This is a genomic window from Ruegeria sp. HKCCD7255, from assembly GCF_013031565.1.
Classification (GTDB): Bacteria; Pseudomonadota; Alphaproteobacteria; order Rhodobacterales; family Rhodobacteraceae; genus Ruegeria.
On the sequence record NZ_WQAG01000008.1, the window covers coordinates 155758 to 176776 of the forward strand.

Consider the following 21019-nt stretch of genomic DNA (forward strand, 5'->3'; position numbering starts at 1 on the left):
CGCGCTTATAAGCTTTCAAAAGTAAAAAAGGGCCCGCTGTGATCACCTGATTGCTGCGGGTCATCCTATCTGCTTGCTGTTTCTCACAACCAGCTTTGCCGCAAAGCTATGGTGTTCAATACCGCTTTGATCGGTTTCATCTGTGATGATCTTCAAAGCAGAACTGGCCAACTCATCGACGGGCACCTGTATTGTAGTGATGCCACCGTCGATCCAGGAATAGAAATCGGGATCCCCGTAGCCGACAAATGCCATTTCCCTGTTCAGCGTGTTCGTTTCGATCAGAGCTTTCAGCGCCCCAATCGAAATCTCGAAACCGCCGCACACAATCGCTGTCGCGTCGGAGCCCTGCAACAACCGGTGCGCCGAGTTGTTGCCCATCTGTTGTGAAGGGGCATCCAGCAATGTCACAGCGCTCTCGGCGCTGAGGTGGACAGAATTCAACCCTTGCTGGAAAGCGGCCAGCCTTTGGCGCCCGGATGACAGGGCTTCAGGGGCACCTAGATAAGCAATATGTCTGTGGCCAAGAGCGTGAAGATGTTGGACTGCGTGTATAATTGCCTCGGAATCATCGACCAGAACGGATGAAACAGGGTCGCCATCGGTCCGCTGACGGATCAGTTGAATGTTCTTCAAACCGCTGCCCGCGTCCAATAGAGACATGTCCGTCTTTGGTGCCGGAACGGTGACCACGGCCTGCGCCTGTATCTCACGCAGGCGCAGCATTGCTTCGTTTTCGGCGGCGTAGTCGTCTTTGGTCAGATGAATGATCAACTGAAGCCCATGATCTTCGCAGGCTTCGGCGAATGTATTTGCAAAACGCGCATAGAAGTCATTGGTGATGTTTGGAACCAACAGGCCGACGATGGGGCTGTTGTCACCACGGATCGCCCGTGCAGCCGCACTGCGGACATAACCCAATTCCTGCGCCCGCTTTTGGACCGCTTCGCGTGTGTCCTTCTGGACGTTTGGGTTATCTGACAAAGCACGTGAAACGGTCATATGAGAAATCCCGAGATCATCGGCAATTGACTTGATCGTAACGCGCTTGGGCATGAACTCTCCTGACCGGGTTGTTCGGATTTAGATCACAAGACCAGCTTGACTTTCCAGTAATAACCGGAAATGTTCACGTGAACAACTCAGGAATCTACCAAAGTGACGCTTACCATTGATGACAGATGCAAAAACCTGGTCCAAGACTTGCAACTTGGTCAGCCCGAAGATGTCACCAATGTGGTTCCCCTGACAGGTGGGGTCGCCTCTGATATCGCGCGGTTTGACCTTAACGGACAAACGCTTTGCGCCAAATTTGCACTCGAAAAACTAAAGGTCGTCGAAGACTGGACCGCGCCTTTGCACCGCAACGCCGCCGAATATGCGTGGCTGCAATTCGCCGCAGAGACCTATCCGCAAGGTGCCGTCAAACTGTTCGGGCGGTCACAGACGCAGCACGGCTTTGCGATGGAATTCGTCGACGGCCCCGATGTCTATCTTTGGAAAGCCGCTCTGCTTGCCTCGGCGCCAGACAAAGGTGAGGCGGCTCAGGTCGGACGTTTCTTGGGGATGCTGCAAGCGGCCTCTGCCCGACCCGATTTCGACCGGGGCGCATTCAACAATCGGGACGACTTCCGCGCGCTGCGGATCGAACCTTACCTGACCTTTACGGCGGGGCGGCATCCCGATCTAGAGGCGCCTTTAAACGATCTAGCAGAGATGCTGTATCAGGCCGACCAGGTCTTGGTTCATGGCGATGTCAGCCCCAAGAACATTATGTTCCGCGCATCTGATCCGATCTTTCTGGATGCTGAATGTGCGACGATGGGTGATGCAAGCTTTGATCCGGCATTCTGCCTGAACCATCTGGTGCTCAAGGCGTTTCATCTACCCGACTCGCGCGAGACGCTTTTGACCAATATCGAAAGCTTCTGGGGGGCCTATGTACCCTCGTTGGACTTTGGCAACCCATCAGAGATTGAGCGTCGGATCACAAGGTTACTGCCTGCGTTGATGCTGGCGCGGATCGATGGAAAGTCGCCGGTAGAATACCTGTCAGACGACAACAGGTGCCATGTCCGCGCCGTGGCTGTTGGGTTGATAGAATCTCCCGAAGATCGGATCAGCCAGTTGCTTACACGGCTGCGGGACAGTTTTCTCTAAGACCAACCGGCATCCACGACAATGGTCTGTTTGGTAATCGCGCGCGCGGCGTCGGAACACAAAAACACGGCCACGTCCGCGATCTCTTCGGGCTCGATAAAGCGCTTCAGACATTGCTGTTCCAAGATCAGCTTGGAAGATTCAGGTGTCAGCCACTTTTCCACCTGCCTTTCGGTTCTGACAAAACCCGGCAGCAAACAGTTTACGCGCACACCAAAAGGGCCTCCCTCTTGCGCCAAAGCGCGTGTCAGACCTTCTATTGCGGCTTTTGCGGTGACATAGCCAACCGCATCGGCCAGGCCCACACGCCATGCGATGGATCCGAAATTCAGGATCACGCCGTGACCTTGCATCTGCATCTTTGGCAGCACAGTTTGGCTGCAGAAAAACTTGTGATCCAGATTGATCGCCAGAGTGTTGCGCCAGCTTTCCGGGGTTACATCCTGCGTGGCATGGCGCGTGTCATTGGCTGCGTTGTTTACCAACACGTCTATGCGACCTGCGGTTTCACATAGGTGATCAATAGCATCGCGCGCACGGTCGACATCACTCAGGTCAACGTCCGCAAAATGGACGTCATCGCCCAGGCTTTGTGCCAGTCTTTCACCTGCCAAGACATTATTGTCCAGAAATGAAACCTGGGCCTTTCGCCGAGCAAACGCTGCGACGATACTGGCCCCGATACCGGTTGCGCCACCGGTGACGATGACGTGTTTGCCGCTGAAGTCTTCGCTCGGGAGATCTGCGGTTGTCACAGGCGAAGCTCTGATTTTGTATCGAACAGACTGATCTTGCTCATGTCGATGGCAAAATCCATCGTCTCTCCCGGCGTTGGCGCTTCATCGGGTTCGCAGACAAGTATAGCGTCTTGCCCGGCGATTCTGGACATGAGGATCGTCTCGGATCCCGTGGGTTCATCCATGTCGACAGTGACCGGAACGGACACTGTTGTGCGCCCTTTTCGCTCGGCCCGTTGTTCATGAGCCGGGCTGAAATGCTCGGGGCGCACCCCAAAGACCACATCCTGGCCGTTTTCCAACGATTGATAACGATCTGCGGGCACCGGAAGTACCGTGCCATCACCCCCATTGACCACGACCCCGAGCCCATCCGCAGTGGACGCGATCTTGGCGGACAAAAAGTTCATATTGGGTGAGCCCATGAAGCCCGCAACAAACATGTTTGCCGGGGTCTCATAGATCGCTTTGGGCGTGTCATATTGCTGAAGCACCCCTTGATGCATCACGGCAATGCGCGTTGCCAGGGTCATCGCCTCAATCTGGTCATGGGTGACATATACCGTCGTGCGCCCGACACTTTGATGCAGTTTCTTGATCTCGCTTCGCATCTCGACCCGCAGCTTGGCATCCAGATTGGACAGCGGCTCATCAAACAGGAACAGCTTGGGATCGCGCACCAGCGCACGGCCCATGGCTACACGCTGACGTTGACCTCCCGAAAGCTGCGCGGGTTTGCGACCTAGCAGAGGCTCAATCTGCAACAGCGCCGCGACACGCTGCACCGTCTTGTCCTGGGTGGCTTTGTCGATATTCCGACACTCCATCCCAAAGGTCATATTCTGCCGGACCGTCATGGTCGGGTAGAGCGCATAGGACTGGAACACCATGGCGATGTCACGATCCTTTGGCGCCTCGTCATTCACCACCCGGTCTTCGATCAGCACCTCACCGGAGGTGACGCTTTCCAGTCCCGCGATGATGGACAGCAGAGTGGATTTCCCGCAGCCCGAGGGCCCGACCAGCGCGACGAACTCGCCTGATTCAGCCTCGAGATTGATATTCTTCAGAACTTCTACAGCACCATAGCTTTTGCGAAGATTTCTGATCAGCAAGGAAGACATGGCCCGACCTTTCTATTTCACGGCGCCCGAGGTCAGACCCCGAACAAAGTATTTTCCACCAAGCACATAGATGAACAATGGTGGCAAAGCGGCAAAGATGACCGATGCAGCCTCTACATTATAGTGACGTTCGCCCGTGCCCGAGCCCGAGAAGGCAACGATCGCAGCGGTAATCGGCTGGTTTTCACCCGAGGTGAACACGGTGCCGAACAGGAACTCGTTCCAGATCCCGGTGAACTGCCAGATCACACAGACGATAACGATCGGTGGCGAGAGGGGCAGCATGATACGACGGAAGATGCGCCAGAACCCGGCCCCATCGATCCGTGCGGCTTTGATCAGATCATCGGGGACAGCCACGAAATAGTTCCGGCAGAACAGTGTGGTAAAGCTGGTGCCCTGCACGGTATGCACCAGAACCAGCCCCATGATCGTATTGGACAGACCAATCTGACCCAGCACAAAAGCCCAGGGCAGCAAGGTCATTTGAGCGGGCAGGAACACACCCAGAGTGATCAGCCCAAAAACCCAGGCATCGCCTTTGAACCGCCATTTCGACAGCGCGTATCCGTTGACCAACCCCAAAGCGGTCGAAAAGATCGTGGCGGGGATTGTCATCAGCAATGTGTTCGAGAAATAGCGCGACACGCCTTCACACGTTCCGCCGATACAGAACGACCCCCAGGCCTCACCCCAGTATTTCAGCGACAGTGAGTCAGGGACCGAGATAAAGCCCTCGCGCACGATCTCATCCAACGGACGGAAAGTGTTCATGAAGATAATCAGCAGCGGCGACAGGTAGAGCAGTGCAAAGAAGGTCAACAGGACATAGACGATCCCCCGCGACCGCGCCTGTTGAGTCTTGCTGCCAGTGGCAAGGGGGTCATACGCCTGGTGCGATACTTCAGCCATGTGTTCTTTTCCCCTGCTTGTCTCTCCAGATCGACCAGATCAGGTAGGGCACCAAGACCAGCGCCAACGCGACCAGGATCATCACCGCAGCGGCGGCACCCTGTGCGATCTGACCGCGCTGGAACATCAGGTCATAGACCACAATTGCTGGAACCGTCGTGGCCACGCCCGGCCCCCCTTGGGTCAGGGCCACGACAAGGTCGTAGGTTTTGATGGCGAATTGCAGCAGAACAACAGTGACAGCGACAAAGATCGGCCAGATCGTTGGCAGGACCACGCGCCGATAGGTGCGCGCCATTGAGGCTCCATCGATCTGCGCCGCTTTGATCAGGTCGCTATCGACCGAACGCAGCCCCGCAAGCACAAGCGCCATGGCAAAGCCTGACGCGTGCCAAATGCCGGTAAAGACGACGACATACAGCGCCATATCGCGGTCGGTGATCCAATCAAACTGCGCGCTGATCCACCCCAGATCGTTCAAAGCGCGCTCTACCCCGGTTTGCGGGTGAAAGATCCAGCGCCAGACTGTTCCGGTTACGATGAACGAAATCGCCAGCGGATAAAGGAAAATGGTGCGCCAGACCGACTCGAACTTGACGCGCTGATCGATCAGCACCGCCAACAGCGTTCCGACAATCAGCGAACCCAGAACATAAAGCGTCCCGAACAGGAACAGGTTCTGATAGGCGACGATCCAGCGTTTGCTTTGCCACAACGCGGCATATTCGCCAAAGCCACCATAGGCCATGTTCGGCAACAATGTGGATTGCGAGATCGAAATCCACAGCGTCCAAAGCGAGAAGACAACGACATAGACAAAAGCCGCCAGCAAAGTCGGGACAAGCACCAGTTGCGGTGTCCACCCGGATAGTCGCTGAAACAGGCCCTGTGCAGCCGGTTTTGAGGATCTAGCCATTCCGGTTCCTTGAGGTCACATGCGTGATCGATCCGTGCCGGCTTGGAAGGGTGCCGGCACGGATCAGGCTGCGCTGCTTAGCTTTGCAGCTCGACAGCGTCAGCCAATTGGTTGGCCGCTTCTTCCGGCGTGATCGAATCGTCAGCGACGAATTCGGTGATCACCTCCATCATGGCGCCGCGGTATTTCTGCAGCACGGTCATGTTGTGGGCCATCGAACGGACCAGCGTGCCCTGTTCGACCGAAGCTTTCAGGTCTTCCAGACCCTTCTGCTGACACTGAGTGAAGCCGCCTTCGGACAGATCAACATCGGTACGCGACGGGATCGACCCTTTGGCTACGTTGAACGTCACCTGGAACTCGGGCGACATAATGATGCTGGCCAACAGCTTTTGGCCCTCAACATAATCCTCGTCTTTCTGGTTGAAGAACACCACCGAGTCCGCGTTCAGGATAAACCCGTCTCCGCCCCAATTCACAGGGGTTTGGTCGCAGAAATAGTCGACACCTTCCTTGAACCCGGCAAGATTGGCCGAGGCCACCGTCCAGTCTCCCATCAGGAAGAACGCGGCTTCGCCGGTCATGGTCATCGTCATCGACTGCTCCCACGAGCGGCCATTGATGCCGTCATCCATGTAACCGACCATTTTGCGCAGCTGTGCAAAGGCGTCGATCATGCCCTGACTGCGCATGGCTTCGACATCCGCCTCCTGGAAGGCTTTGCGATAGAGGTCGATATCCATACCATAGACAACGCTGTCAAAGGTGGTCGTATCCGACCAATCCGCCGCGCCATGGGCGATGCAGACATATCCGGCCTCGATGATCTTGTCGCAGGCAGCATTGAACTCATCCCAGGTTTTGGGCACTTCAAGGCCAAGCTCGTTCAGAATTTTCGGCGAGCTGTACAGCCAGTTGACGCGGTGGATGTTCATCGGGGCCGCAACCCAGTTGCCGGTGGGCTTCATCACCGAAACAAGTTCGGGCGCGACAACGTCATCCCACCCTTCGGCCGCAGCAACGGCATCCAGATTTGCAGTCGCGCCGGTCGCGTTCCACTCGGCGATTTCCGGGCCTTTCAACTGCACCGCAGCAGGCGCATTGCCCGCAACGACATCCGACCGCAACTTGGCCAGAGTGTTCGAGGTATGCCCCGAAATAGCTGTCTGGTTCCATGTTCCGCCCTGGGCTTCAAACATCTCACCCAGCTTGGCAATCGCAGCAGCCTCGGACCCTTGGGCCCACTGGTGCATCATGTTGGTCTTGGGTTCGGCCACTACACTCGTCGCATAGGTTGTCGTGGCCGCCAGGGTTGTTCCCAGCAATAGTTTCCCAAACTTCGTCATTTTCTCTCCTCCTCTGAGATTATGTAGTTGTTCGGTCTTGGTTTTAGATCGTTATGCCCCCGTCGACCTGCACGGCCTGACCCGTCACAAACGCACCATCTGTTGAGGCTAGCCAGGCGCAGGTTCCCGCGATCTCTTCGGGCGCGGCAAATCTTCCGGCTGGTTGGCGATCCAGAAACAGCTTTTCGGCCTGAACCAATCCACCAGCCTCGTCAGCGAGATCGGCGATCCGCTGACGCAGCGACGGTGTATCCACGACACCGGGGCAAATTGCGTTCACGCGGATTCCGTCCTTCAGGTAGTCGGCGGCGCAGGCTTTCATCAAACCAATGACACCGCCCTTTGCCGCCCCATATGCAGCGCGGTTCGGATAGCCTTTGATGGATGACGCAATCGACGCGATCAAAACAATGCTGCCACCCCCGCCCCGCATTTTCGGAACTGCCGATTTGATCGCATAAAAGGCGCTATCCAGGCAGATCGACTGAGATCGGCGCCAATCATCAATCGAACATTCCTCGATTGTGCCGTGATGAACATAGCCCACGGCATGGACCAGCACATCTATCCTCTCGAGTGCGCCGATCCACTTGTCGACTTGTACCGGGTCGGTGGCGTCCACGGCGGTCAATGACGCAGCCCCAAGCCCTTGCAACAGTTCGACGTCAAGGTCCGATGCGTGAACCTCAGCCCCTTCGGCAATCATGCGTTCAGCAATCGCGCGCCCTATACCCTGCCCTGCGGCGGTGACGCAGACCGTCATGCCCGACAAACGAGGTGATATGGGGACGGAGCCCGTCAATAGGTTGCCCGCCCGCCGGACAGATCAAACACCGCACCTGTGGTGAATGAGTTCTCCTCGGACGCCATCCAGACCACCATATTGGCGATCTCATCGACGGTCACAAAACGACCGCGCGGGATCTTGGACAGCATGAATTGCACAAAGTCATCCGAGACCTGATCGAAAATCCGTGTCTTTGCCGCCGCAGGCGTGACACAGTTGACGGCGATGTCATGACCCGCCAGCTCTTTGCCAAGCGATTTGGTCAAGGCAATCACAGCCGCCTTTGACGCTGAGTAGGCCGACGCATTCGGATTGCCCTCTTTCCCGGCGACCGAGGCGATGTTGACGATCCGCCCATAATTGCGGGCCATCATCCCTTGGCTGACCGCCCGGCAGGTGTTGAACGTGCCGTCGACGTTGACCACCTGCACCGCGCGCCAGGCATCGGCAGGGTATTCGGCCAAAGTTGACGTTGGCCCCGCTATCCCGGCGCTGTTGACCAAGACATCGACCTTGCCAAAACTGGCCTCGGTGGTCGCCAAAGCGGCCTCAACACTGGCCAGATCACTTACATCGGTCTGCACCGCAAGCAGTTGGTCCTTTGCATAAGCCTTCAGGCGGTCTTCGGGCTCGGAGATATCCAGATCCCAAATCGCAACACGTGCCCCCGATTGCAAAAGCCGGTCGGCCACAGCAGCGCCAATCCCGTTTGCACCACCGGTGATTGCGGCCACTTTGCCGGAAAAATCATAGCTGTTCATCACACGCCCCCAAAAGCTGTAACGGTCTGGGATTGCTCGCCCAATTCGTCGATGCCGAGCCGCACGACATCACCTTCGTTCAGCCAGACCTGAGGCTTCATCCCTGCACCCACGCCCGGCGGGGTGCCGGTGCAAATCAGGTCTCCGGCTTCAAGCCGCGTGAACTCGGACATGTAGCTGACAATCGTCGTCACATCGAAAATCATCGTCGAGGTCGAACCGGTCTGCATCCGTTTCCCGTTCACATCCAGCCACATATTCAGGTTCTGAACGTCCGAGACCTCGTCCTTGGTAGCCAGAAACGGACCGGTCGGGCAAAAATTGGGAAAGCTTTTTCCTTTGACCCATTGGCCGGACCGTTCCATCTGCCAGGCGCGTTCCGAGATGTCGTTGACCAGAACAAACCCGGCAATGTGATCCATCGCCTGATCTTTGGTGATGTTCAGCGCTGGTTTGCCGATGATGATCCCCAGTTCGACTTCCCAATCCAGCTTGGTCATCTGCGGGGATTTCAGGATCTGATCGTTTGGGCCGCAATAGGTTACCGTGGATTTGTTGAACAAAATGGGCTCTTCCGGCACGGGCAACCCTGCTTCAGCCGCGTGATCGGAATAGTTCAGACCAACACACCAGATATTGAACGGCTGCGCGACGGGTGGCGCCAGGCGCTTGCCTTCCACATCGGCGATCGGCAGTGATTTCGGATCCGTGGCGGCAAGTTGATCCAGCAGTTCAGGCGACAATGTGCGGGGTCCAAAATCCTCGACGATGGAAGATGCATCCCGTGCAACGCCTTCGTCGTCGATTATGCAAGGGATTTTGCGACCATAACGGTCACCATAGCGCGAAAGTTTCATATCAGGCTTCTTCTCCGACTTTTTGTGCCCAGACGGTCGAGGCCAGCGGTGCACCCTTTACAAATGCCCCCTGCCCCATCTCGTCTGCGATGCGCAGGCATTCATTCCATTTGGCCGTCCGCTCTGAACGGGTAATGGACCCGACCTTCAGCTGGCCCGCCCCAAAACCGACCGACATATGGCTGATCGAGACATCTTCGGTTTCGCCAGATCTGGCCGAAACGATGGTGCCGTACCCGGCGGCTTTCGCAGCGGCCAAACAATCCATGGATTCGGTCACGGTGCCCGCCTGATTCACTTTGATCAGAACCGCATTGCAGGCTCCGTCGCGCACCGCCTCTTCCAGCAGCGCGGCATTTGTCACCAGATAGTCATCACCGATGATCTGAACACGGCTGCCGAATTCCTGCGTAAAGGCACGCATCCCTTCGGGATCATCTTCGGCAAGCGGGTCTTCGATCGACAGAATGGGATAGTCATTCAACCACCGACCCAACAGGGCAATCATCTCATCGCGCCCGAGCTCTCGGTCTTCCAAAGCCAACCGGTAGCGCCCGTTTGACCCAAATTCCGACGCGGCGATGTCCAGCGAGATGACAACCCGGTCACCAGGCTTTTCACCAGCCAGTTCGATCGCGCGCACCAGCGTTTCCAGCGCTTCTTCGTTATGGTCAAAGACAGGCCACCAGCCGCCCTCATCCGCAACACCTGCCAGGCGCCCCTTCTGCTTCATGATCGCACCCGCGGCGCGATACACTTCCGAGGTCACTTCCATCACCTCATCAAACGTATCGGCTCCGGGAACCATGACCATGAAATCCTGAATATCGACGCGACGACCGGCATGGGCCCCACCACCAAAGATCTGAATTTCGGGCAGAGGCAAGCTGGGTTCATTTCCGGACAGGTCGGCGCAGTGGCGCCACAGGGGAACGCCTTTTGCTGCAACGGCTGCATGCAAGACCGCCAGCGAAGTTGCCACTGTTGCATTGCCGCCCAGTTCACTTTTGAGCTTGCTTGGGTCCAGATCCAGGATCGCCTGATCGACCTCAGCCTGATTCAGCACATTTTTGCCAATGATGGCCGGTGCTATCCGCGTTTCCACGTTTTTGACCGCGCGCTTCACGTCCATACCGTTCAAGGCAGAACCGCCATCGCGCATGTCGATCGCCTCACGCGCACCGCGTGAAGCACCCGCCGGAGCGATGGCACGCCCGACCCGACCGGATTGGGTTGTTACAACAACTTCGACGGTTGGATTGCCACGGCTATCCCAAACGCGCCGCGCGTTAACATCTGAAATCAATTCATTTGGCATGTAGCCCCCAGCTCGCATCTCAGCGCATTGTTCACGTGAACATTTCAATTTGTTCTCCGCCTGTCAAGACGAGTCGATCATGATTATTAAATTATCTCGAAACGCAGAGTTGACGGACAAGCCACGGTCATTCCCTGGCTTTGAAACCGCGTTGTTATAGAGAAATGGGACACAGAAATAGTTGAGACATCCAGTGCCTCACTAAACATTCCGGTAATCAGATCCCGTCATGATTGCTGACGGGATCGGTCAAATAGGGCGCGCAGACGTTATGGGCGGCTTTGGGCGATCAACGCCCCATCCAACCACCATCCACCACGAGAATCTCCCCGTTCACATAGTCCGAGGCAGAAGACGCCAGGAAAACCGCTGGTCCGCCAAAATCACGCGGAGTGCCCCAACGCCCTTGTGGAATGCGATCCAGAATGGACCGCGCGCGATCGGGATCGTCTTGCAGGGCCTGCGTGTTATCCGTCGCGATATAACCCGGTGCTATGGCGTTAACGTTCACGCCTTTGGGCGCCCATTCATTTGCAAGAGCCTTGGTCAGCTGGCCCACCCCACCTTTCGAGGCGGCATATCCAGGAACCGTGATCCCACCCTGGAAGGTCAGCAGCGACGCGGTGAAAATGATCTTGCCCGATCCGCGCGCGACCATGCCCTTGCCAATCTCGCGGGACAGAACGAATTGCGCTGACAGGTTGACCTCGATCACCTCGTCCCACCACTCGTCAGGGTGTTCCGCAGCAGGCTTACGCTTGATCGTGCCAGCGTTGTTGACCAGAATATCGGGTTGATGCCCATCGGCCTGCACCTGCGCGGCAAAGGCAAGCACCGCAGCGCGATCAGAAAAATCGCATTGATAGCTGGTGAATTTTCGCCCAAGGGCGCGGACGGCCTGTTCGACCTCGCTGTCGGGCGAAAGACTGGCCGAGACACCAATGATGTCAGCACCAGCCTCGGCCAGCGCCTCGGCAATGCCCCGCCCGATGCCGCGTTTGCAGCCGGTGACCAGGGCTGTTTTGCCGGTAAGCTCAAAGGCGTTCAGTATGCTCATTCGATCTCTCCGACTTTGATGAGGCTTTTCATGGCTGTAGGGCTGCTATCAAGGGATTCAAAAGCTGTCTGGATCTCACTCAGAGGTGCGACATCGGTGATGACAGTTTCTGCATCCACCCCGCCTGAAGCGATGATCGAGATGGCTTTCTCATAGTCTTCGGGCTCATAGACCCGCGCGCCGATCAGTTTGAGCTCGCGCCAGAAAAACTGGAACATGTCGATCTGCGGCTTCTGCGCATGTATCGCCACCATGACGATCCGCCCGCGTGTCGCCGCCACCGCTGTCATCGCGTCAACGCCCGGCTGCGTGCCCGACACTTCGAAAACGATATCAGCGCCTTTGCCACCGGTTCGGGCATTGATGTCCTCGGCCAGATCAACCTCGACCGGGTTGACCGTGTCAAAACCCAGCTTCTGCGCAATCGCCAAGCGGTTGGGGTTTACTTCCGAGATCACAACACGCCCGCCCGCGTCCCGCGCGGTCATGGCCACAAGAATGCCAATCGGCCCGCCCCCAATCACAACCACATCCTCGCCCGCCGTAAGGCCAGACAGGCGCACATCGTGACAGGCGACGGCCACCGGCTCGATCAGCGCGGCATAGTCCAGACGCAAATCAGCGGGCAGTTTATGGATCGTGTGAGCGGGCACCACCCACAGCTCTTGCATCGCGCCATCAGTATCAAGGCCAAGGAATTTCAGGTTGTGACAGATATGCTCGTGACCCGCCTTGCAGGCCGGGCATTCGCCACAATGATCCAGCGGACGCACAACAACCTTCTGGCCCAGCAGGGACGCATCAACTTCTGCGCCGACCGATTCGACGACCCCGGACATCTCATGGCCGATAACCCGATTCTTGCCGACGCGGGCATCCATATTGCCGTGGAACACATGCATATCGGTCCCGCAAATGCCGCAATAGGCGACGCGGATCCGAACCTCGTTCGGACCCGGCTCTGCCGGTGTCGCCTGCTCGACGGCGAAGGTTTTGTCACCGCGATAAAACGCAGAGCGGATAGGTTCAGCAGTCATCTGTTCATGCCCTCATGTGCAGCTTGTAGTTTGTCCCAATCAAAACTCACGCCAACCCCAGGAGCCGAAGGCGCAATGGCCAGGTTATCCTCAACCACCAGCGGGCGATGGGTGTATTCATCAATCGGAAATGAATGGACTTCGATCCAGCCCGGATTCGGTTGCGCCGAGACCAGACTGACATGCAGTTCTTGCATACCATGCGAACAGACGGGGATGTCATGGGTTTGGCTTAGCTTGGCAACTTGCAACCAACCCGTGATACCCCCGCAATTTGACGCGTCGGGTTGAATAAAGCTCAACTTGGCATCCTCGAACGCATACTCGAATTCGTGAATGGTATGCAGGTTTTCGCCCATGGCCAACGGTATGCCCGTCGTATCGGCTATGCGACCAAAACCTTTATAGTCATCGGGGATAATCGGCTCTTCAAACCAAGTGATGTCAAACGGCTTGAACGCTTTGGCGGCGGCGATGGCTTCATCAACGCTCATCGAGTAATTCGCATCCACCATGAAGGTGACATCAGGGCCAATCAGCTCTCGGACCGCTTTGACTCGTTCGACATCTTCGGCCAGCGTGGGCTGACCCACTTTGATTTTCACCCCGTTGAATCCACGATCAAGGTACGACTGAATACTGTCCAGCAGCTTTGGCAAAGGAAAGTTCAGATCGATCCCGCCCGCATAGGCACGACACCGGTCGGACTGGCCACCCGCCATTTGCCATAACGCCAGACCCGTGCGCTTGCCACGCAGATCCCAAAGCGCGATATCAACCGCCGAAATCGCAAACGAGGCCACGCCGCCGCGCGCAACATAATGCACATGCCACTGCATCGCCTCATACAGGGCTTCAACCTCGGTCGCGTCCTTCCCGATCAGGAAGGGAACAAGATCATGTTCGATCATCGCCGCGATCGCGCGTCCGCCTTTGCCTCCGGTATAGGTGTAGCCGGTCCCTTCTGAGCCGTCATTCAAAGTTATGGTCACACACACAAGCTCAAAATGCGTGTGATCGCCATGCTTGGCATCGGTCAAGACCTCGGCCAGCGGTACTTCGAACAGGTTTACCTGCGCCCGGGCGATCTGACGGTCGGTGAGTGGGATGTTCATAGAATTCTCTTTTGGTACGACCAAATACAAGAAAAACTAATCAATTATCGAATTTTCTGTCAAGTTTATTGCGCAGATATATTTTTTTATCGTACAAAAGCACTGATCTCATTCGGCCTAGTGAGGGCCTATGTGGCGCAAGTCTTTGATGACTTTGCCCTACTTAAAGGAACAAGGATGACCGAACAAGACGTATCAGGCAGGGCAGCCGATCAGGTCGTGCGGGAAATCGAAAAGCGTGTGTATTCAGGCCATCTCGCAGATGGTGATCCGCTGCCGCCCGAGCGCAACCTGATGGAAGAGTTTGGCATATCGCGAACTGTGGTGCGCGAAGCGGTTCGGGTCTTGTCGTCGCGCGGGTTGATCGAGGCCAGACCGCGCCATCGTCCTGTCGTGCGCAAGCCCAGTTTTGACACCGCCGTCGACGCGGTGAGCGGGATCGTGACGCATCTTTTGACCGAACCAAACGGAGTCAAAAACCTGTTCGACTGCCGCGCCATGATCGAAGTGTCCCTGGCACGGCAGGCCGCGGAAATCGCAAACAAAGAAGATTTGGCAAGCTTGAAGGCCGCCGTGGAAGCAAATGGCGCGGCCATCGAAGACAGTCAGGTCTTTTATGCGACGGACATGGCGTTTCACCGTGTCCTCTACGAAATCCCCCGCAACCCTGTTCTTCCGGCAATCCACAAAGCTTTTGTGGCCTGGCTCGAACCGCAATGGTCCCAGATGCCGCGCCTGCCTGATCGCAACCGGAACAATTTCCGTGCGCACACGGCGATTTTGGACGGCATTCTAATGCGCGACCCAGACGCCGCCGAGGCCGCAATGTCCGCGCATCTTGAAGGCGCCTGGACGCAGGTTTCTTCGACATTCAAGGATCTATAAATGACCCACCCCAAACGCTCACTCCGTCGCATCGCCTGCATCGGAGAAGTGATGATCGAGCTGATTGCCGGCAAGGACGGCCAAGCGGCACTTGGCATCGCAGGAGATACGTTCAACACCGCTGTCTATCTTGCACGGCAGTTGCGCGGGACCGAGGCCACCGTCTCTTATGTCACCGCTTTGGGTACAGATCCCTATTCCGACCGTATTCTGGCGGCCATGAACTCTCATGGGCTGAATACTGATTGCGTCGAGCGACGCGCAGATCAGATGCCGGGCCTTTACGCAATTGAAACCGACGACGCGGGTGAGCGCAGTTTCTATTACTGGCGGTCCGCTTCAGCGGCGCGCAGCCTGTTCCAGACCCCTTGCGAGATCACATTGGAAAGCCTGAACCAGTTCGATCTTGTACTGCTGACAGGCATTTCGATGGCCATTCTGCCCCAGCATATCCGCGATCAGATCATCGCTTGGATCGACTGGTTTCGTGCAGCGGGTGGCACGGTTGTCTATGACAGTAACTACCGCCCGCGCCTGTGGGAAAGCACCCAGGTCGCTCAGCAGGTCAATACCGCCATGTGGGCTCGGGCAGATATCGCGCTGCCCTCGGTTGATGATGAAATGGCCATGTTCGGTGACGCTGGTCCAAATGAGGTTTTGCAGCGCCTGACCGCCAATGGCGTGACACGGGGAGCCTTGAAACGCGGCGCTGAAGGACCGCTGGACCTTGCCTCGGGGGATACGCCCAACGGGTTGCGCCATGTCGACAAAGTTGTCGATAGCACTGCCGCCGGTGACAGTTTCAACGCAGGCTACATCGCCGCCATCATTCAAGGTCAAAGTGATCTGGAAGCCGCAAAAGCCGGTCATAGCCTGGCAAGTCAGGTGATCCAGTACCCCGGTGCAATCATTCCTGAGGCCTGACAGGTTGACGGGCACAGTGTTTTTTCAACTGTGCCCGCCGCAACATCTGATCAGAATTTCTGATACACTGTCCGCTTTTGCAGATAGCCTTCGATGCCATAGACACCGTCTTCGCCACCCACACCGCTCAGCTTGTGGCCATTGTGGTAGCCTTGAATATATCCAATGATGCCGGAATTCAGAAAGATGGTTCCGGTTTCAAGACGCTGGATGGCGTCCATATAGACCGAAGGGTTTTGCGTCCACAGATAGGCGGACAGCCCATCCGGGCGGTCATTTGCAATCGACAGCGCCTCTTCATAGTCGGCCACCCGAACGACAGGCAAGACCGGGCCAAAGATCTCTTCGCGCACGGCAGCTGTGTCAGCCGAGGCGTTGACCAGAACCGTGGGTTCGTACCAGTTGCCGGTTGCGTATTCCGCCCCTTCGGGCCGTTTCCCGCCTGCGGCAATAGCGGCCCCAGCGGCCACGGATTCGGCCACGATCTTCTCAACCCGCTCCAACGCGCCGGGGGTGGTGATCGGCCCCATCCCGCCATTGGTCATCGGATCGCCCACTTTGATCTTGGCGACATGGGCCAGCAGCTTTTCCGTAAACGCGTCGGCCACCGCCTCTTCGACCAGTACCGATTCAGAGCAGATGCAGACCTGCCCGGCATTGGCAAACCGCGCAATGGCGCAGGCTTCGGCGGCCGCATCAAGATCGGCGTCTTTCAGAACGATAAAGGGTGCGCTGCCCCCCAGCTCAAGCGACAAGGCGGTGATATTCTTGGCCGAGGCCTGCGCCACCGCCTGACCCGCACGGATCGAACCGGTCAGGGTGATCAGGCGAACGGTCGGGCTTTCGACCAGCGGCGCGCCAACCTCGGCGCCCGTGCCGGTCACCATGTTGATGACGCCCGGGGGCAGACCGGCCTCTTCGACGATGCGGCAGAACACCGATGCCGTAACCGGTGTCGCCTCATGCGGTTTGAGGATCATCGTGTTGCCCGTCACCAGCGCTGGCCCCGCCTTACGACCGATCAGCGCCAGCGGATAGTTATAGGCACACAGGCCCAGCGTCACGCCAAAGGGCACCTTGTAGATGAACAACTGTTCGCGCGGGTTGTCGGACGGAAAGATATCCCCGCGCAGACGCCGCGCCGCTTCGGCGGAATAGGTCATATAGCGGATGGTGTCGGTCACCTCACCAGCCGCTTCGGCAAGGGTTTTGCCCTGCTCTTTGACCAGCAATTCCTCCAGCAGCGCGCGTTCGCGCTCGATCCCTTCGGCGATCTTGTAGATGTAACCGGCACGTTCAATAGGTGGCAACAGCGCCCATTCCTTCTGTGCCCGCGCCGAGCTTTCTATCGCCTGGTCGACCTCGGCCTGGGTACAGGCGGGAACTTCGGCCCAAACCTCTCCGGTTGCCGGATTGCGCACCTCCATCCTGGCACCGTTGCTGGCTTCGACCCACTCATTGTCAATGAAGCATTTGTAGAACACAGGTGTTCTCTCCTTTAATCGATTAATGCGGCTGACCCGCGCCTGCCATGTCTGCAAGCATCTGATCTTTCTCGAAATTCGGGTACACATATTCCGAAACGCTTTGCCCTTGGTACAAGGTCAAAACCCGGTCAGCCAACATGATGACTTCGTCAATCTCATAGGATAGGATCAAGATCCCCACGCCACGTTCGGCCAGGTCTTCGATGATCCGATAAATATCGGCCTTGGCATGGACATCGATGCCCCGCGTGGGCTCAAGCAGGATCAACAGTTCAAGGTCTTCGTCCAGCCAGCGCGAGAAACAGATTTTCTGCTTGTTGCCGCCCGACAGAAACCGGATTTCCTGATCCGGTGACGAGGTTTTGGTCGATGTATCCCGGATGGCCTTGTCGACCACCTTGTCGATATAGCCCCCGTCGATCAGCCCGGCGCGCACGGACTTTTCAAGGAACGGCAAGGCGATGTTATCTCGGACGGACAGAGGTGGCAAAATACCGTTCTTGTCTCGGTTCTCGGTAACAAGCCCCATCCCGTCGCGCACTGAAACCGAGGGCCCGCGGCCAGGTTTGAGCGGGCGGCCTTTGTAGTGAACCGTGCCTTGATAGTCGCCGTCCAGGCCAAAAATGGCCTTGGCCAGTTCAGGCGCACCGCAGCCGCGCAGGCCAGTCATGACAACGATCTCACCCGGTCGAACCTCAAGCGACACCTGATCATAGGTCCCCGCCTTGCACAGGTCCTGCACCGACAAGAGAGGGTCGCCCTCGATCTCTTTGTGCGGTTTGACAAAATGCTCAAGCTCTTCGCCGGTCATCGACTGGATAACGGCGTCTTCGGTTGTGTCCGAGGTGCGCTCGGACAGCACGATTACACCGTCCCGCATAACGGTGACCTGCTCGGCGATTGAAAAGATCTCGGGCATGTGATGCGAGATATAGATGATCGCGATGCCTTCGGCCTTCATCCGGGCGATGAATTCGAACAGACGATCCTTGTCTTCTTCGGATAGGGCCGAAGTGGGTTCGTCCATGACAATCAGCCAACTGTCGGACATCAGCGCCCGAATGATCTCGACAATCTGTTTCTCGCCCGAGTTCAACTCGCGCACAGGTTTGTTGGGATCCAATGACAATCCAAAACGATCCAGCTGCATTTTGACCTGACGCGCCATCTCGCGCTTGTCCAGGAACGGGGTTCCGCCCCGCTTCAGCTCGCGCCCCAGAAATATGTTCCCGGCCACGGTCAGTTCGTTGATCAAAGACAGCTCTTGGTGGATCATGGAAATCCCGGCCTTGGCCGCATCGGCAGGCGCGGTGATCTCGATGGGCTTGCCGTTATGTTCGATAACGCCTTCGTCTTTTTGATAGACGCCGCCCAGCACTTTCATCAAGGTCGACTTGCCCGCACCATTCAGGCCGACAAGAGCGTGAACCTCACCGGACACACAGGAAAAATCGACATTGTCCAGCGCGCGGGTGGCAAAAAAGCTTTTGCCAATGCCCTTCATATCGATGCGGTTGCTCATGCGGTTTTCCCCCGCTGCGTATAGGTATCCAGCAGAACGACGCCCAACAAGATCATGCCCTTGATCAGGCTTTGCAGGTACGGGTTGGTTCCGGTCAGAACGAGGCCGTTGATGATGATGCCATAAAGCAGCACGCCAAGGATTGTTCCCAGCAGCATCCCTCGCCCGCCAAACAGCGACGTGCCCCCAAGGATCACCGCTGTGATTGCGTCAAATTCCAGATAGAGACCGGCCCAGGGCTGCCCTGATGAGACGCGCCCAACCGTGATGATGGCCGACAGCCCAGCCAACGCACCGGACAGAACATAGACCCACACAAGTGTTTTTTCAGGCCGACGTCCCAGCACAAAGGCCGTGGCAAAATTCGATCCCGCCGCATAGACATCGCGGCCAAAGGTGGTTTTGTAGAGCACAATCGACAGCGCGATGAACACCAGCGCGACAAACGGGATCACCACAGGCATGTTGCCCCAGCTCACACCGCCCAGCCACAAGAAAGTCTGGTTCGATACATTGATCGAATCTGCATCGTAAATCACCAAAGCCAAGCCACGGGCCAACGCAAAGGTGGCAAGCGTCACCATAAAGGCCGACAGCTTCAACCGCCCGATGAAAAAGCCGTTTACAGCTCCGATGGCCATGCCAGCAAAAATGGCAGCGGCAAAGCCAATGAACGCGCTTCCGGTTGTCGTCAGTGCTATGACCCCGACACCACCGGAAAAGGCCACGTTCGATCCGACGCTCAGATCAATGCCTCCGGTCAACATGACAAAGGTCATCCCCATCGACAGCAGAAAGAGCACCGCGATTGATCGCAGAAGGATGCCGATATTGGTCAGAGAATAGAAGTTCTCGTTGGCGAAACTGAACCCGACCGAAGCAATAACGATCAAACCGATCAGGACCAGATACCGAAGGGTCAAACCATCGAGCTTTTTGGTGTTTTGTGCCGATGAAGCCATAGCTGTACTTGTCATCTTTTTATTTCCCAATCGGAGACACGTCGGCACCCTGTAGGATGCCGACGCAAGCAGCGTTTACTTCACGCTGTCAGGACCAAATTCCAGGTACCCGTTCTGCGCGACTTCCAGCGCCTGGTCGACATAGTAAACCTGAACATCTTCGGGGAAGCCGTTCTCCAGCGCGATCTTGTGGTTCTCTTCGCTCAGAACCAGCGGCGTGAAGAAGTCATAGACTTTGTCCGGCGTCTCGCCTTTGTGAATGCGATAAGCCATCTGCACAAAGTTCCAGCCTTCACGCGTACCCGACAGCAGAATGTCAGCTTTGACATTTCCGCCTTCCATCTGCTGCATGATCGGAATGTCGCCATCATAGCCATAGAAGTGCAGATCGTCGCGACCGCTGTTCGCTGCGATTGCGATCGACGGATACATATAACCATCGGTCACACCGGAAATCGCGTCCAGGTCAGGGAACTGGGTCAGCCAGTTTTCGGCAATGGATTGTGCCTTGACAGTGTCCCAGTCGGCGGGCTGTTCGGCCACAACTTCGACATTGTCACAAGTCGAGATACCTTTCAGGATCCCTTCACGGCGCGCTTCACCCGACGGGTTACCGGCCTGACCCAGCATGATGCCAACCTTATAGGGCTCACCACCCGACAGGGCGCACATGGCCATGCCTTGATTGGTTCCGTTGACCACATCACCCAGTGTGAAGCTGTAGTCAGCGCTGTCCATCGGCGAGTGAACGGCAATCCAGGTGATACCCTCGGCCTGAGCCTTGGTCACCAAGGGTTCGAACGCATCCACGTTGATCGCGTTCACGAACATGATGTCAGGCTTTTCGTTGATCGTAACCTCAGCCTGCTGGATCATTTTTTCCAGCGAACCTTCGGCAGACAGCCAGCGCCCGGTGACCTTCACATCGTCGAACGCCTCGTCATAGGCTGCAATCGCGTCTTCAAAGCCCGACAGCCACGCCACGTGGTAAGGAGCGACATGGCCATCATTGATGAACACAATGTCCAGGGCGTCATCTGCCAATGCTGCACTTGCGGCAAAGGCTGAAACAAGGGCGGTGGTTGCCGCCAAGGTTTTGGATAATTTCATTG

At 56.8% G+C, this 21019-nt stretch carries 20 protein-coding genes; 3 read left to right on the forward strand and 17 right to left on the reverse strand.

Going from position 1 to position 21019, the window contains the following annotated elements; all coding sequences use genetic code 11:
* Positions 1–60 precede the first annotated feature (60 nt).
* Positions 61–1056 carry a LacI family DNA-binding transcriptional regulator gene (locus tag GOX45_RS15505; protein ID WP_171102057.1) on the reverse strand — a complete coding sequence of 332 codons (996 nt, stop codon included), beginning with the start codon at positions 1054–1056 and terminating at the stop codon, positions 61–63.
* 102 nt (positions 1057–1158) lie between these two features.
* Here GOX45_RS15505 and GOX45_RS15510 point away from each other — a divergent pair, with 102 nt between their 5' ends.
* Positions 1159–2160 (forward strand): aminoglycoside phosphotransferase family protein, encoded by a 1002-nt coding sequence (locus tag GOX45_RS15510; protein WP_171102058.1) that lies wholly within the window; start codon positions 1159–1161, stop codon positions 2158–2160.
* Here GOX45_RS15510 and GOX45_RS15515 read toward each other — a convergent pair.
* The 12 genes from GOX45_RS15515 to GOX45_RS15570 form a co-directional block, all read right to left on the reverse strand.
* Positions 2157–2915: an SDR family NAD(P)-dependent oxidoreductase gene (locus GOX45_RS15515; protein WP_171102059.1), complete on the reverse strand. Its 759-nt coding sequence runs from the start codon at positions 2913–2915 to the stop codon at positions 2157–2159. The genes GOX45_RS15510 and GOX45_RS15515 overlap by 4 nt on opposite strands.
* Positions 2912–4021 carry an ABC transporter ATP-binding protein gene (locus GOX45_RS15520; protein ID WP_171102060.1) on the reverse strand — a complete coding sequence of 370 codons (1110 nt, stop codon included), beginning with the start codon at positions 4019–4021 and terminating at the stop codon, positions 2912–2914. Before GOX45_RS15520 ends, GOX45_RS15515 begins: the two co-directional genes overlap by 4 nt.
* A gap of 12 nt (positions 4022–4033) precedes the next feature.
* Positions 4034–4933 (reverse strand): carbohydrate ABC transporter permease, encoded by a 900-nt coding sequence (locus GOX45_RS15525; protein ID WP_171102061.1) that lies wholly within the window; start codon positions 4931–4933, stop codon positions 4034–4036.
* A complete protein-coding gene (locus GOX45_RS15530; protein ID WP_171102062.1) occupies positions 4926–5849 on the reverse strand; it encodes a carbohydrate ABC transporter permease in 924 nt (307 codons plus the stop codon). The genes GOX45_RS15525 and GOX45_RS15530 overlap by 8 nt, the downstream gene beginning before the upstream one ends.
* Positions 5850–5926: 77 nt before the next feature.
* The gene (locus GOX45_RS15535) at positions 5927–7195 is read right to left on the reverse strand and encodes an ABC transporter substrate-binding protein (RefSeq protein ID WP_171102063.1); all 1269 of its coding nucleotides are present in this window, start codon (positions 7193–7195) and stop codon (positions 5927–5929) included.
* Positions 7196–7238: 43 nt separating this feature from the next.
* Positions 7239–7958 carry an SDR family oxidoreductase gene (locus GOX45_RS15540; RefSeq protein ID WP_171102106.1) on the reverse strand — a complete coding sequence of 240 codons (720 nt, stop codon included), beginning with the start codon at positions 7956–7958 and terminating at the stop codon, positions 7239–7241.
* A 35-nt stretch (positions 7959–7993) separates the two neighbouring features.
* Entirely contained in the window at positions 7994–8743 is a 750-nt protein-coding gene (locus tag GOX45_RS15545) for an SDR family NAD(P)-dependent oxidoreductase (RefSeq protein WP_171102064.1), read from the reverse strand.
* A complete protein-coding gene (locus tag GOX45_RS15550) occupies positions 8743–9600 on the reverse strand; it encodes a fumarylacetoacetate hydrolase family protein (protein ID WP_171102065.1) in 858 nt (285 codons plus the stop codon). The genes GOX45_RS15545 and GOX45_RS15550 overlap by 1 nt, the downstream gene beginning before the upstream one ends.
* Before the next feature lies 1 nt (position 9601).
* Positions 9602–10918: a phosphopyruvate hydratase gene (gene eno, locus GOX45_RS15555; protein WP_171102066.1), complete on the reverse strand. Its 1317-nt coding sequence runs from the start codon at positions 10916–10918 to the stop codon at positions 9602–9604.
* Positions 10919–11207: 289 nt separating this feature from the next.
* Entirely contained in the window at positions 11208–11969 is a 762-nt protein-coding gene (locus GOX45_RS15560) for an SDR family oxidoreductase (protein WP_171102107.1), read from the reverse strand.
* 2 nt (positions 11970–11971) lie between these two features.
* On the reverse strand, positions 11972–13012 hold the full coding sequence (locus tag GOX45_RS15565) for a zinc-binding dehydrogenase (protein WP_171102067.1): 1041 nt from the start codon (positions 13010–13012) through the stop codon (positions 11972–11974).
* Entirely contained in the window at positions 13009–14127 is a 1119-nt protein-coding gene (locus GOX45_RS15570; protein ID WP_171102068.1) for a mandelate racemase/muconate lactonizing enzyme family protein, read from the reverse strand. The genes GOX45_RS15565 and GOX45_RS15570 overlap by 4 nt, the downstream gene beginning before the upstream one ends.
* A 177-nt stretch (positions 14128–14304) precedes the next feature.
* Here GOX45_RS15570 and GOX45_RS15575 point away from each other — a divergent pair, with 177 nt between their 5' ends.
* Positions 14305–15012, forward strand: a complete 708-nt coding sequence (locus tag GOX45_RS15575; RefSeq protein WP_171102069.1) for an FCD domain-containing protein — start codon at positions 14305–14307, stop codon at positions 15010–15012.
* Complete coding sequence (locus tag GOX45_RS15580; protein ID WP_171102070.1) at positions 15013–15936, forward strand: sugar kinase; 924 nt, start codon at positions 15013–15015, stop codon at positions 15934–15936. It begins immediately after the preceding gene.
* Between the two features lie 50 nt (positions 15937–15986).
* Here the strand turns inward: GOX45_RS15580 and GOX45_RS15585 are convergent, their stop codons facing one another.
* The 4 genes from GOX45_RS15585 to GOX45_RS15600 are packed head-to-tail and all read right to left on the reverse strand — an operon-like array spanning position 15987 to position 21017.
* The gene (locus GOX45_RS15585) at positions 15987–17420 is read right to left on the reverse strand and encodes an aldehyde dehydrogenase family protein (protein ID WP_217350481.1); all 1434 of its coding nucleotides are present in this window, start codon (positions 17418–17420) and stop codon (positions 15987–15989) included.
* 22 nt (positions 17421–17442) lie between these two features.
* Entirely contained in the window at positions 17443–18945 is a 1503-nt protein-coding gene (locus GOX45_RS15590; RefSeq protein WP_171102072.1) for a sugar ABC transporter ATP-binding protein, read from the reverse strand.
* A complete protein-coding gene (locus GOX45_RS15595; protein WP_171102073.1) occupies positions 18942–19922 on the reverse strand; it encodes an ABC transporter permease in 981 nt (326 codons plus the stop codon). The genes GOX45_RS15590 and GOX45_RS15595 overlap by 4 nt, the downstream gene beginning before the upstream one ends.
* Before the next feature lie 60 nt (positions 19923–19982).
* On the reverse strand, positions 19983–21017 hold the full coding sequence (locus GOX45_RS15600; RefSeq protein ID WP_171102074.1) for a sugar ABC transporter substrate-binding protein: 1035 nt from the start codon (positions 21015–21017) through the stop codon (positions 19983–19985).
* Positions 21018–21019 lie beyond the last annotated feature (2 nt).

What these genes read in the sequence shown, in the direction of transcription:
- GOX45_RS15505 (WP_171102057.1), bottom strand. Translation starts at nt 1,056, where the DNA reads ATGCCCAAGCGCGTTACGATCAAGTCAATTGCCGATGATCTCGGGATT.
- GOX45_RS15520 (WP_171102060.1), bottom strand. Translation starts at nt 4,021, where the DNA reads ATGTCTTCCTTGCTGATCAGAAATCTTCGCAAAAGCTATGGTGCTGTA.
- GOX45_RS15525 (WP_171102061.1), bottom strand. Translation starts at nt 4,933, where the DNA reads ATGGCTGAAGTATCGCACCAGGCGTATGACCCCCTTGCCACTGGCAGC.
- GOX45_RS15530 (WP_171102062.1), bottom strand. Translation starts at nt 5,849, where the DNA reads ATGGCTAGATCCTCAAAACCGGCTGCACAGGGCCTGTTTCAGCGACTA.
- GOX45_RS15535 (WP_171102063.1), bottom strand. Translation starts at nt 7,195, where the DNA reads ATGACGAAGTTTGGGAAACTATTGCTGGGAACAACCCTGGCGGCCACG.
- GOX45_RS15540 (WP_171102106.1), bottom strand. Translation starts at nt 7,958, where the DNA reads ATGACGGTCTGCGTCACCGCCGCAGGGCAGGGTATAGGGCGCGCGATT.
- GOX45_RS15545 (WP_171102064.1), bottom strand. Translation starts at nt 8,743, where the DNA reads ATGAACAGCTATGATTTTTCCGGCAAAGTGGCCGCAATCACCGGTGGT.
- GOX45_RS15550 (WP_171102065.1), bottom strand. Translation starts at nt 9,600, where the DNA reads ATGAAACTTTCGCGCTATGGTGACCGTTATGGTCGCAAAATCCCTTGC.
- eno (WP_171102066.1), bottom strand. Translation starts at nt 10,918, where the DNA reads ATGCCAAATGAATTGATTTCAGATGTTAACGCGCGGCGCGTTTGGGAT.
- GOX45_RS15565 (WP_171102067.1), bottom strand. Translation starts at nt 13,012, where the DNA reads ATGACTGCTGAACCTATCCGCTCTGCGTTTTATCGCGGTGACAAAACC.
- GOX45_RS15570 (WP_171102068.1), bottom strand. Translation starts at nt 14,127, where the DNA reads ATGAACATCCCACTCACCGACCGTCAGATCGCCCGGGCGCAGGTAAAC.
- GOX45_RS15575 (WP_171102069.1), top strand. Translation starts at nt 14,305, where the DNA reads ATGACCGAACAAGACGTATCAGGCAGGGCAGCCGATCAGGTCGTGCGG.
- GOX45_RS15580 (WP_171102070.1), top strand. Translation starts at nt 15,013, where the DNA reads ATGACCCACCCCAAACGCTCACTCCGTCGCATCGCCTGCATCGGAGAA.
- GOX45_RS15590 (WP_171102072.1), bottom strand. Translation starts at nt 18,945, where the DNA reads ATGAGCAACCGCATCGATATGAAGGGCATTGGCAAAAGCTTTTTTGCC.
- GOX45_RS15595 (WP_171102073.1), bottom strand. Translation starts at nt 19,922, where the DNA reads ATGACAAGTACAGCTATGGCTTCATCGGCACAAAACACCAAAAAGCTC.
- GOX45_RS15600 (WP_171102074.1), bottom strand. Translation starts at nt 21,017, where the DNA reads ATGAAATTATCCAAAACCTTGGCGGCAACCACCGCCCTTGTTTCAGCC.